A 16009-nucleotide genomic window follows, 5' to 3' on the forward strand; every position below is an offset into this window, starting at 1 on the left:
CAGGTTTTCGGGTTTTTCACTGCAAATATTCCCCTCTTCCGGTACATTTTGTATTATGATAAAAGAACTAGTGCTTGAAGAACTGGATGTGAATGCCATGGGAGACGTGCTGCGAAAAGGTAAGATTCGGTTTACACAGCTGACGAACCGTATTTCCATACAAGTTAAATTAATTGTTGCTTATATTGTCATCATATTAATTCCTATTATTGTGTTTTCGTGGTATTTGTTTAATGGTTTTTATCAGAATACCATTCAAGACACGCTGAAGAAAAACCTGTTTATCTTAGAGAGCGAGAAGGCCAACATTCTTAATAACATTGAAATTGTGGGACGTACAGCGCAGCTCTCCATTGCAGATCGAGAAGTGATTGATTACTTGCATAATGCCCGTGAGCTCGAGGTTAATGAGTTGGTTGATTTTAATATGAATACGTTTTCTAACTTGCAAAGACTCATGTTTAACAATCCGAATATCACCAATGTGCGTTTATTCACGGATAATCCGAAAACGAGGGAAATTTGGCCCGTTATTTTTAAAGAAAGCCGAATAGCAGGAAGAGCCTGGTATAAGAGCGTTTTAGCGAAGAAAGGCACGGTTTGGTGGGAGATTTTACAGAATGAGAAGGACGTTATGACCCGTGAGACCTCCGATAATGAGGCGGCTTCGACTTATGTTTCACTGCTTAGGGAAATCTATTATCCGAATGATACGCATGTCGGAATTCTTGAAGTCGATATGCTCATCGATAAATTTTTTCAGAAAACGTTCAGTCCGATTCAGGACGGACAGTCTCATATGCTTGTCGTGGACCGATCGGGACGGATTTTCACGGATACCGGGAGCGACTTTTTCAAAGGCATGAATTTGGAGCAGCTCCGTAACGATTGGGAAGCCCATCCTCATCAGGAGGAATCCAGCTTTACGTTTAAAGTTGGTGATACGCCGTATCTCTGCTTGTCGACGCCAATTGATCAATTGGAGGCTCATTTGCTGAATGTAGTGTCACTGAAAAACCCAGTTACGCAAATTAAGCAAACCCGTAATTTATTTATCGCAGCTGCTGTAGTGCTAATTGCGCTCTTGTCGGTTATCACCTATTTCTTGCAGTCCCTTATTTTGAAAAAACTGCACATTCTGCGCGACTCGATGAAAAAGGTCCGCAGAGGTGATCTCAATGTGCAAATTGATATGGATGCAGGAGGGGAAGTTGGCGAGCTTGCCCATCATTTTCGACAAATGCTTAAGAAGATGAATGAGCTGCTTGTAGAAGCCGTGAACAAGCAAGCTGCCACAAAGGAAGCCGAGCTGAACTCGCTCAAAAATCAGATCGATGCTCACTTCCTATACAATACGTTGGAAAATTTGAAAATGATGGCGGAAGTCGAGGCTCAGTATACCATTTCCGATGCGCTAACTTCTCTTGGCGCTATGATGAGGTACAGTCTGAAATGGTCGAATGATCATGTGCGCTTACTCGACGAAATCCAGCATATTCAGAATTATATTGGGATTATGAATATCCGCTATGACGGCAAGCTGGAACTGAAACTCGATATTCCGGAGGGCTATTTGGAGCAGGAAGTGCTGAAGATGTCTCTTCAGCCTCTTATAGAAAATGCCGTCAAGCACGGGATGAATGTAGACAAGGCAAGACGTCAGGGAGTCGTCATTATGATTCGAGCCTGCAAAAAGGAAGACTGGATGATCATTGAGATTACAGATAACGGAGCGGGCATGTCCGAACAGAAGCTTGGGGAGCTTCATGAAAAGATCGTCATGGAAGATGCTCACTTCCATATGAAGTACAGCACTCAAGCCTCGAGGGAAAATGAGGGGAATGGGATTGGACTACGCAATGTGACGCAGCGAATTAAGATGTACTACGGGAATGAGTGCGGTATTGAGATCCAGAGTCTAGAGGGTGAATTCACGCGTGTGATGATGACGCTGCCTTATCTAATTTTATCCGGAGGAATGTCTGCTGATGAGAAAAGTACTTATCGTTGATGATGAGAAAAATATCCGTCTTGGTTTGAAAGCCATGATCGTTCGCGAATTTCCAGACACTTATGAGTTCGAGTTCGCCGGCGATGGTGCAGAAGCCTTAGAGGTGATAGTGAGTAAGCCCATCGACATTGTTATTACGGATATACGTATGCCTGTGATGGATGGGATTATGCTGATTAATCGCATACAAGAGCTAGAATCGAAGCCTACCCTTGTTATCCTTAGTGGTCATGATGATTTTCACTACGCAAAAGAAGCGATTCGCTGCGATGTGAAGGAGTACCTCTTGAAGCCGATTGTCCGTGATGAGTTATCCCGCACCATGCTCCGACTGGAGAAGGAGCTCAAGCAAAAGGAGCAAATGACAGTACAGTTGACCAACTCCAGTCATCAGCGGGAAGCTTATAAAGAAAGTCAGCTAAGCTATTTGCTCAGGCAACCCCATTTGGCTGAAGATGACTTACGCAGTAAATTGCAAACTATTGAAATGGATTGGATCGAAGATGGTTTCCAGTTCGGTGTTCTCCAGTATAGGGGGACAATCGAGGGGATGGGGCATGCTGAGTTTTTGGCTCGCATTCAAGCGGAGATAAGTAATGCTCCTGAACACGTCCGCGAGCGGCGTGGATATGTGTTCGATAAGAAGAACCAGCTCGTTCTCGTTGCCGAGCATGCGGAGCTGTTTCAGTATTTGTCGGAGCGTATTATCGGTTCCGGTTATTTCTCCTATAGTATGGGACTCAGTGAGTTTACTTGCGGAATAACGAATCTGCATAAAGCTTATGAGGAGGCGCAACAAGCGCTGAAATATACGTTCCTGCAGTCTGCTCCCGGTGTAGCCCGATTTGAATCTGTCCGTCAAAAAAGCAGGGATTTCACCGTGCCTGCAGATACGATACAAAAGATCGGCAACATGCTTGGAACCGATCGTAATAAAGAAATGACGGCGCTTCTGCTCGAAGTGCTCGATATGAAGACAGTTGCTCGGTTCGATCTGGCGTATCTTGAAGGCATTAGCAAATCTTTCAACGATCAGGTTTTTGATAAAGTATTCCACGTCTACGGAGGCGAGTCCGTTGAAATACTGCGGCTATTTAAGAAAGTCGGGGACATCTCCAATTTCAACTATTTCCACGATTATTTCCATAGTGTCGAAGGTCTGCTGCATCGGCTAAATGACTATGTGCGAAGCATGAAGACATTTCACATTGATCATAAAGAAATGAAAAAGGCTGTTCAATATATGCAGGACAACTATCAGAAGGATTTGAACATGACCATGGTTTCCAATCATGTATCCTTGAATTATTCTTACTTCAGTCAGGCCTTTAAGGAATTTACTGGCGAAAGCTTTGTCCATTATTTGAAAAAGCTGCGTATTGATAAAGCGCGGGAACTGCTCGCATCCACCGATTACAAGATTTATGAGATCAGCGAAATGGCAGGTTTTGAGAATACGAAGCATTTTAGCCGTGTGTTCAAAGAGTTGGAAGGCGTAAGTCCACAGGAGTATCGGGATCAACGGCATGTGATGAGGCATGGGTGACTGAAAGACGCTAGAACTTTTCAAATTGCTGATGGAACGTTGAAGCCCTATTTAATTTGGACGAAAAACCTGAAATCATAAGGAAGGGGAACGCAACAGCGTTATTTTGACGGAAACACCGGAAATCGTAGGGAAGCGGAACGAGGAGGCGTTATTTGAGCAAAAACACGCAAAATCGTGGCGAAGTGGAACGTAGAGGCGTTATTTCGCGGTTTTTGCCCCCGAAACGTTCAATTTCGCTCAAATAGCATCCTCACGTTCCTCTTAATTCGATTTCATGCGCAGAATTTCCAAAATAACGAATCGACGTTCCTCAAAATTGGGTCGGTTGACTTTCAGATGCAATCGACAGGAAACAAAAAATGAGAAGGCAAGAACCTTGCCAACTCATTTTTTGTTTTTGTTCCCCTAATGATTACAATCTCACAGCTATATTCGATATGCCGGAGTCGGGAGTTAGCACGATGCCGATGGTCTGATCTTGTCCAAGTTGCGCCTTCTACGGATGAGATTTGATTGAAGCCTCTCAGTATAAGGGTGAAAGGTTTCGTTCCGCCTTGAACAGAGATGTCGATCAGTTCATTCATTCGGACTGCTTTTACGGTTAATTGCAGATTAGCTTGCGTGTCATAAATCGACGTTTCCGCGACAGACCCATCCTCCAATTCAAACAAATGAAGAGATACGCCATCCGCATAATCATAATCAGGCTTCTGCTCATTTGCCCCTATGGCAAGCAGTGTATTAGGTTTAGCAAGCAATGGCAGCGTCATATAGCCATGCGTTTCTTTCTGCCATTTACCGCCTTCAACAACTTGTCCGCTGAAGAAATCGGTCCAGCGACCTTCGGGAACATAGTACATCACCGTACCTTGATCATTAAAGATTGGGGCTACGAGCAGGTTGTCACCTAGCATGTACTGCATATCCAGATGATGAGTGGACGGATCAGATGCAAAATCCAGCACCATAGCGCGCATCATCGGAATCCCCATTTCCGTGGATTGGATAGCACTTGCAAACAGATAGGGCATCAGCGTGCTTTTTAGCTTTGTAAAATGTCGGAGTACATCGACCGCCTCTTCGTCAAACAGCCATGGAACACGGTAAGATTCATTTCCGTGCAGACGGCTGTGGGAAGACAGCAAGCCAAAAGCTACCCAGCGCTTATATATATCGGGTGGTGCTGTTTTTTCAAAGCCGCTGATGTCATGGCTCCAAAATCCGAAACCGGATAAACCGAGTGAAAGGCCTCCGCGAAGCGACTCCGCCATGGAGTCGTAGTTAGCCGAGCAGTCGCCGCCCCAGTGTACGGGGAATTGCTGCCCTCCGGCCGTTGCGGAGCGGGCAAATAACATGGCCTCGTTCTTGCCGAGTTTTTCTTCCAGCACTTCAAATACGGCCTTGTTGTATAGGAATGTATAGTAGTTATGCATTTTCAATGGATCCGAACCGTCGTGGTATTTGACATCGGTCGGGATGCGCTCGCCGAAATCCGTTTTGAAGCAATCCACGCCCATATCGATCAGCCGTCTTAAATGACCTTTGTACCACTCCGTGGCTTCCGGATTGGTGAAATCGACAAGCCCCATGCCGGCCTGCCAGAGATCCCATTGCCAAACGTGATCATCCAAAGTTTTGACCAAATATCCCTTGTCCATGCCTTCTTGAAAAAGCGGCGATTTCTGGCCAATGTACGAGTTGATCCAGACACATATTTTGAGTCCCTTGTCCTTAAGCCGTCCCAACATACCTACCGGATCGGGGAACATATCGGCATCCCACTCAAAGTTGGTCCATTGATATTCCTTCATCCAAAAGCAATCAAAATGGAACACATGAAGCGGAAGATCTCGTTCAAACATGCCGTCAATGAAACTGTTCACGGTAGCTTCATCATAATCCGTTGTGAAAGAGGTTGTTAACCACAGACCGAACGACCATGCCGGCGGCAAAGCGGGTTTACCGGTAAGCTTCGTGTAATTATTCAGAACATCTTTTAGCGTTTTGCCGCCAATAATGAAATACTCCACACTTTCGCCAGGTACGCTGAACTGGACTTTGGACACAACCTCAGAGCCGACTTCGAACGAAACGTGCTCGGGATGATTGACGAAAACACCGTATCCTTTACTGGATAAGTAAAAGGGTATATTTTTGTAGGCTTGTTCACTGCTCGTGCCGCCATCTTCGTTCCAAATATCTACGGTCTGCCCGTTCTTCACTACATTTGTAAACCGTTCTCCTAATCCGTAAATATGCTCACCAATGCCAAGCTCGAGCTGCTCGCGAAAGTAAATCTCTTTGTCTGCTGTGGTAATATGCCCCGCACCTTTGCTGTTGGTACCGGTTAAACGACGGCCTTCGTAGAAGAATTCAGCTCCCCATGTACTATGTTTGCTGGCTTTTACGCTTAATCCGCCGGATTTCATGGTCACATGATCGTTGCTGTCATCGATAGAAACAGGAGTTTGCGGATTATCGAACAATTCAAAGGCGGGTCCTTGTGAACGCTTGCCTGCATGATGTGTCCATCGTACACGGATGATATCGGGAAGGGGCGAGCTCAATTCACAAGTTAGCATCGCGCCATTTAAGGTATCCCCTTTTCGCTGAATCTTCCGTGCGGCAGCATATACAGTCAGACTGCTATCTTCTTGATGTACATCGCGGACATCGACAGGATTAAGGACGGTGTAGCCTTCTTTTGCCATCCAATATCCGTTAGAAAATTTCATTGCCATCATCCCTCCAAAGTGTTGTAATATAATTATATTGATTTAAAATCGCCATTCCTTTCGTTATATTGTTAATTAATATCAGTATTTTGACATACGATTTGAAATTCTTAAAAGGGGGAACGACCATGCAGCAAGCCAATTTAAAAGAGGACCGCATTCACGGTGATCCGCTTTATCCAATCCGAGTGTATGAAATCTGCTGCCAGCCAGGGGAAGAATTGCTTGAACTCCATTGGCATGATGAGTTGGAGTTTCTCATGCTTACCAAGGGTAAGGCGGTATTCCGTGTTTCTATGGATGACTATGAATTGGAAGCTGGGGAAGCGATTTTCGTGAATTCCGGTCAGCTTCATTCTGGTCGTATATCCGTAAACGAAGAATGTTTCTTCACTGCCGTGGTGTTTCATTCGGACATATTGGGAGGCGAGCGGTTTGACCTTGTCCGTGAGAAATATATTAACCCGCTAATCCAGCAGAAATTTGTCACTCCTGCCCACATCACCCATCATACTGCTGGGGAGAGAGAGCTCTTAGCATTGTTGTTGCAAGTGTTCGATTTGAATATTAATGAAAGGCCGTTATATGAGCTCTCTACAAAAGCATTGCTGCAATTGGTTATTTCAAAGCTAATTTTGCTGGGAGGTCCTGCTTTTCGTGAGCTTCCGCCTTCTGTCAATCCTACGCACATAGATCGATTGAAGCTGATTATTGAATATATGCAAATAAACTATAGCAGTCCGATTCGATTGGAGGACCTCGCGGCGATCGTTTCTTTCAGCGAGTCTTATTTCTGCCGATATTTCAAGGGTTTTACAGGAAAAAGTCCACTGGAATACTTAAACCAGGTGCGGGCGCAGCGAGCGGCTTTCCTTCTAAAGGATACCAACAAGAAGATTACTGAGATTTCGCTTGATGTGGGCTTCAATACCTTGAGTTATTTTATCGGCGTGTTTAAAACGCATTTTGGTCATACACCTTCTGAATATCGCAAAAGATTAAGGACAAGCGAGGGAACGGGGGGATATTCACGAATCATTGTTTCTAGTTGAATCTAGCCTGATCGGGGGGAGTGATTGCAGATGTTTGTTAAGATGTTGGAGAATGTGAAGTCATTTCTATACGATTACTTAACATTGAAAAAGAGGATTTTTATCATTTTCTTATGTAGTACATTGATTCCATTTATTAGTATCGTTCTTATCTCGTATTACGCGATTTATTCCATTCTTACAAATAAAATTCAGAGCGGTATTCAAAGCAATTTAAAGCAAGTAGAGCTTTCCTTAGAAAGTACGATAAGCAATTTGAATCATGTATCCCAACAGCTTGCTTTTGCAGGAAGTGTCGGTAAGAAGTTGGATCAAATGTTATCGCTTCCAGCAAGTCAATCTTTCGAACGCTCGCAAATGATAAGTGAATTAAAAGATGAATTAAGCTTAGTCACCTTTACCAACCCCAATATTGGTTTAACCTTATACTATTTTCAAAATGACCATACGTATGATCTCGAAAATTCGGGCGTAAAGGAGAACTTTTTCCCAGAAAAGCTGCCACTCCTTGCTGAATACTCGGGAATTTCGTATTACGGACCTCATCTAAGCAACAATCGGTTTGATAATAATTTTGTTTTATCTGCACGAAGGAAAGTGGATTTACCTCAACGTGACGATGTCTATGTCTACATTGAAACGGGGTTTCATCTCACGCAAAACATTTTGAATAATGATCAATTTGGAGGAACGAACTCTCATGTTTTCCTAGATAATAACGGCAGAATTGCGTTTAGTGAGCTTCCCAATTCCTTTGTGAAAGATACGATCTTCCCCAACTTTTCTAAAGAAAAAACCTTTGGTACATATAATGAATTTTATTGGTTTAGGCAGGCAAGCAATCAAGGCTGGAGTATCGTGTCGGTCATTCCGAAAGCGGATTACAACAAAGAAATGAATCAGTGGTTTGTTCAAATCTTGCTGTTTTCACTCCTTTTTCTAGGGATGAGTGTTCTCATGGCTTGGCTCTTATGGAAGATGGTATATCTCCCTTTGAATGGGTTTAATAGAGAAATCAAGCTGATGGCACAAAACCGAGTCCAGACTGTTACCGTACGAACAAAAATACCAGAGTTTGATTTTCTACTGCATCAATTTAGGCAAATGAGAGAACAAATTTGGAATTTATTTGCCGAAGTCGAAATAAAAGAGAAGCGAAGAGTGGATCTTGAGGTAGAAAAGCTGCTCTATCAAATTAATCCTCATTTTTTGATGAATACGTTGGATACGGTGCATTGGTTAGCCGTCATGAATGGTCAGAGCGAAATCGATCGTCTTGTATCCTCATTAAATAAGCTGCTGCATTATAATTTAGGCAAGCTGGGACAGGCCTCAACCATTCATGAAGAGATAGAAGCCTTAAAGCAATATCTGATTTTACAGCAAATCCGCTATGATTTTAAGTTTGATGTCCAGATGAATGTCGATGAAGAGGTATGGAACATGCCGGTTCCTCGTTTTATCCTCCAACCGCTTGTCGAAAATTCACTTTATCATGGGTTAAGTGATGATGGGTACATCAAGGTAGATGTCAGTTTAACGAATGCGATTCAGATCTCGATTCATGATAACGGTTCAGGCATGTCGGAAGAAACGATTCATAACCTATTGCATAATGCGGAAACGGAAAACAAAAAAGTCGGTATGGGGATTGGGTTAAATTATGTCAAGCGAATGCTCGAATCCCAATATGGCGATCGGGCGGACCTGAGTATTAAGAGTGTTATCGGAAAAGGGACAACCATACTTGTTTCCTTACCTATTATGGAGGTGAAAACCCGTCATGATTAAAGTGATGATTGTCGATGATGATAAATTGGTTCGCAAAGGTCTTATATCAGCCATGCCTTGGCACGATTTTGACATGGAAGTTGTTGGGGAAGCAAGTAACGGCGAGAAAGCCTTGGAATTTATAGCAGCGAACGCGATAGATTTATTGCTGACTGATTTGGCGATGCCTGTTATGTCGGGGATCGAATTACTGAAAATCGTGAGAAAGCAATATCCAAGCATTTATACCGTCGTGCTAACCTTCCATCAGGATTTTGAATATATCCAAGAAGCACTGAGACTAGGGGCTATTGATTATATTGCCAAGGTTCAGCTTGAAAAGGAGCGTTTTGAGGAAGTGTTGGAGCGGATTCACAAGCGGATTAAGGAAGAGCAGAAGCATGCACCAAATCCACATGATATCTTCTATGATAGTGAGTCCTCAAATGGCGTTGGCTCTGCAGCTTATGAAGGGGACAATCACCAACTGGAGGCAGCTCGAAAAGATTTAAACCTAGTGAAGGAGCAATGGTCAGGTCACGAATGGGTCTATCAGGATAACCTCTTTACGACTCATGTCCTTGATTTGAAGCAGCTGCGTTTGCCTCAAACGAAGCTGATCGGGTTGCTATATGCGTTAATCGACAAGTGGAATCTTTTATTTCATCCGATTGATTTGGCGGAAATCCAATTGCCTGATGCATTCGAAAGTTGGCATGAGGTTGAGGATTGGTTGATGGTTACTCGTGAAAAGATTCGCAAGGCGATTGATAAACCCTCTTTTTCACAAGAGGTTGTAGAATGTGTAATGAAAGCTGTTTACATCGCAAATGATGAGATGAAAGAGCAGATTACGGCCTCGAGCATTGCGAAGCGGGTTAACATGAGTAGAAGCTACTTCAGCCAGTGCTTTAAAGAAATTGTAGGCATTAATTTTAGTGAGCATTTACGCCACAAACGCATAGAGAAAGCAAAGGAGTATCTGCTTTATACGAACAAGACCATTCTCTGGATTGCTGAGAACGTGGGATACATGGATGAAAAGTATTTTAGCCGCACCTTTCGAGAGCAAACAGGCCTGTTGCCAAGCGAGTATCGGCTGAAAAGTGCAATGGGTAGAGAAATGTCCGAAAATTAGTGGGTCAAATGCTGTGAATTCATGAGAAAAAGGGGATTACATGCGAATTCTCGGTCATTTACCTCTCTACATCTGTAACCGTTTTCCATCCTAGCAGCGTGATGTTTCGTGATACTTTTAGGATGTAGATAAATTCTAAAAGCGAAAGAAGGGGCTTTATATGAGAAGATCTAAACAAAGTATGCTGCTGTTACTTGCTGGGATGCTAGTCGTATTATCGGCATGTTCAGAGACTGCGAAGCAATCACCCAAAGCGGAGGCTACGCCTGCGCAAACGGGTGCAACACAATCAGCAGCCGTGCCAAGTGAAGCGGGTCCATTCGCCAAATCGACCAAACCGATTACGATTAAAATTGGTAAAGATGTAGATGCATCCGATAAGAGTTTGCCTGCGGGAGACTCCCCTGAAAACAACCCGTATACCCGTTATATAAAAGACAACTTGAATATCGATACCAAAATTGTTTGGCAGGCTGCCAGCGGTAAGGATTACGACCAGAAAGTTAATTTATCCATAGCCAGTAACGATTTGCCGGATGCATTGGTTGTGAAAGATACACAATTCAGACAGATGGTGAAGAGCGGTCAACTCGCGGATCTAACCGAAGTTTATAATAAATACGCCTCGCCAGCGATCAAACATATCATTGAAACGACGCAAGGGCTTGCACTTAAAGCGGTTACTGTAGATGGGAAGATGTATGCACTTCCTAACGTCACGACAGAATCAGATATGGTTCATATGATGTGGATTCGCAAGGATTGGTTGGACAAATTAGGCCTTCAACCGCCTAAAACCATCGACGAATTAGAAAAAGTAGCCAAAGCTTTTGTCGAACAAGATCCAGACGGGAATGGAAAAGCCGATACTATTGGCATAACAGGCCCGCAATTAGGCGGTTTACTGAATGCTGATTTTATCAATCCCAATAATAATAACTATGGTTTCGACCCTATCTTTTCTTCGTATCATTCTTATCCAGGATTTTGGCTAAAAGGTGCAGATGGTAAAACAACCTATGGCTCCCTTCAGCCAGAAACGAAGCAAGCTCTCTCGAAGCTGCGTGATCTCTATGCCAAAGGCTTGATAGATAAGGAAATGACCATTCGAAAGGATGCGCAGGAACTGATCAAGAATGGAACTTCAGGCATTTATTTTGGACTATGGTGGGCTGGCGGATATGGTCCATTAGCCGATGCGATTAAGAATAATCCGAAGGCCAATTGGCAAGCGTATACGGCACCTTTGGATGTGAATGGTGAATTTACACCGCACATGGGGAACCCGTCCAATCAATATCTGGTTGTTCGGAAAGGTTATGAGCATCCGGAAGCCGCCATTCAAATGGAAAATCTTTTGCTGCGTGATGAATCCAAATTCGATGTCAAAGTGGCAATTGGAAACTATCCGCTGCGTATCGTTTTTGCTCCAATGGATGAGATGGATGTCACTTACAAGATGATGAAAGAGGTTCTTGCAGGCACCAAAAAGCCGGAGGATCTCGATATCCCAGGATATAAATTATTAAAAGCCGATGCTGAAAAAGTGAAAAAAGTAAAACTCGAGCCTTATGACAAGAATGATATTCAGTACTGGGACCCTAACGCGGATTTAGGGACATGGAAGCGTATGTATTCCACATTCGTAGGGATATCTCCGTTGCAGCAGCCGTTTAAGAAAACCTATAGCGTGACCTACTCACAGACGAAAACCATGGAAAGCAAATGGGCTTCACTGGATAAATTAGAGAAGGAAACATTCCTCAAAATTATCATGGGCGCTGCGCCGTTGGATTCTTTTGATAAGTTCGTACAAGATTGGAAAAAGCAGGGCGGAGATCAAATTCTGGCTGAAATCGATGAGAGTATCAAACAGTAAGAAGCATGGAGGCGTCAGAGAACTCTGGCGCCTTTCCCTTACAATAGAGAGAATGGAAGTGATCGGTAGGATGGTTACGAAAGGGTTTGCCAAACATTACTATCTCATGCTTCTTCCTGGATTTATCTGGTTGACGCTGTTTAGTATCGTTCCTATGTTCGGGATTGTCATTGCTTTTCAAGATTTTAATCCGGGTTTAGGCATGTTTCATTCCGAATGGGTCGGCTTGGAAAATTTCAAGTATATGTTCACGCTTAATGATAGTAAAACGGTGTTTTTTAATACGTTATTTATCGCCGTCATGAAGATTATTGCGAATATGATTGTACCGCTTATATTCGCTTTATTACTGAATGAATTGCGCATTGCGTTCTTAAAAAGATGGGTACAAACGATTGTTTATTTACCGCATTTTCTATCGTGGGTCATTCTTTCGGGTATCTTGTTGGACGTATTGTCTTATAAAGGACCTGTTAACAGCATCTTGGGCATATTCGGTATAAGCCCGACTCTGTTTTTTGCCAAGGCGGAATGGTTTCCTTTTATTATCGTGGGAAGTGACGTGTGGAAGGAATTTGGATTTAACACGATTATTTTTTTGGCGGCTTTAACGGGGATCAATCCTGCGCTATACGAAGCTGCTGCGATTGACGGTGCCACTCGCTGGCAGCGATTAGTTCATGTCACACTTCCTGGCATTATAACAACGGTTATCTTACTTTCAGTGCTCAGCCTGGGCAATGTCTTAAATGCTGGATTTGACCAAATTTTCAACCTCTATAATCCTCTTGTCTATTCAAGCGGAGATATTATTGACACATGGGTCTATCGGACAGGTTTATTGAATCTCCAGTATGGATTGGCAACGGCAATGGGACTATTAAAATCAGTCATCAGTTTTCTTCTAATTACAACTTCCTATTTCCTAGCTGCTAAGTTTGCAAATTATCGTATTTTTTAATATAAAGGAGCATGAATATGGTCAAAGAAACAACAATAGGCTCCAGAGCATTTGATCTTTTTCTTATCGTGCTGCTGGTTGGCATCGCTCTTTTATGTGTTCTTCCTTTATGGTATACCCTTGCTGTCTCGTTAAGTGATAATGCAGCAGCATCCTCGGGGCAAGTTGGCTTATGGCCGGTGGGGTTTAATTTTAACTCATATCATGAGATCATGGGTGACAGTAAATTTTTCAATTCATTTTGGATTTCGATACAGCGAGTCGTGTTGGGATCGAGTCTTAACTTTGTGATCATCATTCTGATGGGTTACCCCTTATCCAAAAATGCGAAGGACTTACCGTTTAGAAATGTGCTGATGTGGATTTTGGTGTTTACCATGTTATTTAACGGAGGATTAATCCCTTGGTATCAAACGGTTAAATCGTTAGGCTTGATCAATAACATTTGGGCGCTTGTCCTAGGGAACAGTGTCCCGATTTTTAGTGTGATTCTGGTCATTAACTATTTCCGTAATCTGCCTAAGGAATTGGAAGAGGCGGCACTTGTTGACGGTGCGGGGCCTTGGTATATGCTTGTTAAAATTTTCATTCCGCTGGCGGTTCCAGTGTTGGCAACCGTAACCTTGTTCAGCATCGTCTATCATTGGAATGAGTTTTTTAATGGTCTTGTGTTGATGTCGAATGCGGATCATTACCCGCTGCAAACTTACATTCAGCAATTGGTCGTTATTGTGGATGCCAATACCATGACCGCGGAACAAATTCAGAAGATGAGTGAGCTTTCTAATCAGACCTTGAACGCGGCTAAAATCTTTATTGCTATGATTCCGGTTCTCATCATTTATCCGTTTCTCCAACGATTTTTCATCCATGGGATTACGTTAGGGTCTGTTAAAGAGTAAAGGAACGGCGGAAAACACCCGGAATCTGGGGAAGCGGAACGAGGAGCGAAGAAACACCCGAAATCGTGGGGAAGCGGAACGAGGAGGCGCTATTTGAGCGAAAACACGCAAAATCGTGGCGAAGCGGAACGTAGAGGCGTTATTTTGCGTTTTTTGCCACGGGAACGTTCAATTTCGCTCAAATAGCGTCCTCACGTTCCCTTAATTCGATTTCTAGAGCAGATTTCCCGAAATAACGTATCTACGTTCCGCGAACTAGCGTTAAGGTGGCATTCCTTTGCCCAAAGTCCGCAAAAGAAGGCAGCAGAATACAAAAACAAGGACAGTTGGGCAGGTATCACCTTGCAGCTCAGCTGTCTTTTCAATTTTCAGAAAAAGAAGGCTGTCCTCAAGTAGATGTATCTACTTTTGGGACAGCCATTTGTGTTTGTGTTTGTGTGGGGCATTTTAGATCAGATGCTCATCTGCTTTGAACTGCTTTGGTACGGATAGAATTTCTTGGCATTAATATCGATAATGTGAGTGTTGCCAAGCTGATTACTGCGCATACGATGGCCATAGCGTGCAACCGCTGTGTGGTGATTTCATGGCTAAAAATGGCTCCTAGTAAACTGGAGGACAGGATCGTCCCCATAAATCTGGAGGTCATAAACAAACCCGAAGCTATCCCTGTCTCAGCTGCAGATACATAGGAATACAAAGACGTCTGCAATCCGAGATTTTGGAACCCGCTGCTCAAGCCGAATACGGATAGGACTGCAAATATAGCTAAGGAAGCTAAATTTTCATGAATAAACAAAATGAGTAGTGAACCCGCCATAACGATAAGTGAACCTGTGATTAGCGGTGTTTTGGAGCCGGAATGGTCAATCCATCTGCCAACCAGCGGCGTAGTGAAAATTCCTAATCCTGACAAGGCCAGCATCATCATGCCAACCTGCTGCGCATCGAATTGCCGGACTTGCTGTAAATAAGAAGGAATGCTGAACATGATTGAGTAGAACACGATGTTGACACAAATAAACTGGACATAGACCAAACAAACGTTGAGATTTTTTTTCAAAAAGATCACATCAATAAACGGCTGGGTGCGCTTTAATTCAAATTTAAAGAATAAATAACTCAGCACCAAGCTTGTAAAAAGATACCAGAAGTTGACCCTCTTTTCGAAGGAAAGAAAGAAAAATAGCCAACTTAGGATAAGTGCTGCAAAAAAGGCAATTCCCCACAAGTCCAGTCCGCTTTTGGCGAGCGACTTGCGCGGGCCGTCTTTCGGAAGAATTTTGATAGAAAGCAGAAAAGCAATGAGGATAACTGGAAAGTTAACTATGAAAATAGCTGGCCAATCCCCATACTGGATCAAAAACCCGCCAATCGATGGACCGAGGGCTGCCGACGTGGAAGAGAAAATCGACATCACGCTAAGTGCCCTTGCTTGATTATCTGTGATGCTGCTGCGAATTATCCCCATTCCCGCTGGGTACAGCGAAGATGTTCCTATCGCTTGAATAACACGAAAGCCAATAAGCCAGCCTATGCTCGGTGACAGCGGAGCTAGCATGGATGATACCGTAACGAGAGCAAGTCCAACTAAGAAGATTCGCTTGCGACCGTAGATATCGCTTATTTTACCCATAATGGGTTGAGCAATAGCGCTGGCCACATAATAAGTCGCGATCAGCCAAGAGATGGCACTATAAGTGACATGAAACTCGGTCTGCAGCCGCGAGAATGCAACTGAAATCATCGAAGTATTCAGCGGATTTAAGAGCACTCCAAGGCCTACGGCTGTGATTAGCCAAAGCTGCTTGTTCTTATTAAACATATCATTTCTCTCTTTTCTCTCTTTTTTAATCATTATAATCCTATTTAAACTGATCTGCTCGATAAAATCGGTCTTGGATTGATGCATGAAGTTGTCCTCAATCCCTTACTTTCTAAGTTGCCCAAAGGTTGACTAGCCTCATTTACAAAAGGAAAATTATCGGATATATTTATGTCAATTGATACAT

9 protein-coding genes and 1 pseudogene are annotated in these 16009 nt (G+C 43.3%); 8 read left to right on the forward strand and 2 right to left on the reverse strand.

Annotated features, from left to right (window positions below; genetic code table 11):
• Positions 1-55: 55 nt before the first annotated feature.
• Together ACBP55_RS13780 and ACBP55_RS13785 are read left to right on the forward strand one after the other, a co-directional pair.
• Positions 56-2011, forward strand: coding sequence for a histidine kinase (locus tag ACBP55_RS13780; protein ID WP_464652317.1), 1956 nt, complete (start codon positions 56-58; stop codon positions 2009-2011).
• Positions 1989-3557 (forward strand): response regulator, encoded by a 1569-nt coding sequence (locus ACBP55_RS13785; RefSeq protein ID WP_464652319.1) that lies wholly within the window; start codon positions 1989-1991, stop codon positions 3555-3557. The genes ACBP55_RS13780 and ACBP55_RS13785 overlap by 23 nt, the downstream gene beginning before the upstream one ends.
• A gap of 415 nt (positions 3558-3972) precedes the next feature.
• Here the strand turns inward: ACBP55_RS13785 and yicI are convergent.
• Positions 3973-6295: pseudogene (yicI, locus tag ACBP55_RS13790) on the reverse strand (alpha-xylosidase).
• A 128-nt stretch (positions 6296-6423) separates the two neighbouring features.
• Here yicI and ACBP55_RS13795 point away from each other — a divergent pair.
• From ACBP55_RS13795 to ACBP55_RS13820, 6 genes are all read left to right on the forward strand, one after another.
• A complete protein-coding gene (locus ACBP55_RS13795) occupies positions 6424-7347 on the forward strand; it encodes a helix-turn-helix transcriptional regulator (RefSeq protein WP_464652321.1) in 924 nt (307 codons plus the stop codon).
• A gap of 30 nt (positions 7348-7377) precedes the next feature.
• Complete coding sequence (locus tag ACBP55_RS13800; protein WP_464652323.1) at positions 7378-9138, forward strand: sensor histidine kinase; 1761 nt, start codon at positions 7378-7380, stop codon at positions 9136-9138.
• Entirely contained in the window at positions 9131-10255 is a 1125-nt protein-coding gene (locus ACBP55_RS13805; protein ID WP_464652325.1) for a response regulator transcription factor, read from the forward strand. Before ACBP55_RS13800 ends, ACBP55_RS13805 begins: the two co-directional genes overlap by 8 nt.
• A gap of 160 nt (positions 10256-10415) precedes the next feature.
• The gene (locus ACBP55_RS13810) at positions 10416-12134 is read left to right on the forward strand and encodes an extracellular solute-binding protein (RefSeq protein ID WP_464652327.1); all 1719 of its coding nucleotides are present in this window, start codon (positions 10416-10418) and stop codon (positions 12132-12134) included.
• Positions 12135-12204: 70 nt separating this feature from the next.
• Positions 12205-13095, forward strand: coding sequence for an ABC transporter permease (locus ACBP55_RS13815; RefSeq protein WP_464652329.1), 891 nt, complete (start codon positions 12205-12207; stop codon positions 13093-13095).
• A gap of 17 nt (positions 13096-13112) precedes the next feature.
• A complete protein-coding gene (locus tag ACBP55_RS13820) occupies positions 13113-13997 on the forward strand; it encodes a carbohydrate ABC transporter permease (RefSeq protein WP_047671821.1) in 885 nt (294 codons plus the stop codon).
• Between the two features lie 460 nt (positions 13998-14457).
• On the opposite strand, the gene ACBP55_RS13825 is transcribed toward ACBP55_RS13820, so the two are convergent.
• Positions 14458-15909: an MFS transporter gene (locus tag ACBP55_RS13825; protein WP_464652331.1), complete on the reverse strand. Its 1452-nt coding sequence runs from the start codon at positions 15907-15909 to the stop codon at positions 14458-14460.
• Positions 15910-16009: the final 100 nt, after the last annotated feature.

The sequence above is a fragment of the Paenibacillus sp. WG02 genome (assembly GCF_055396115.1).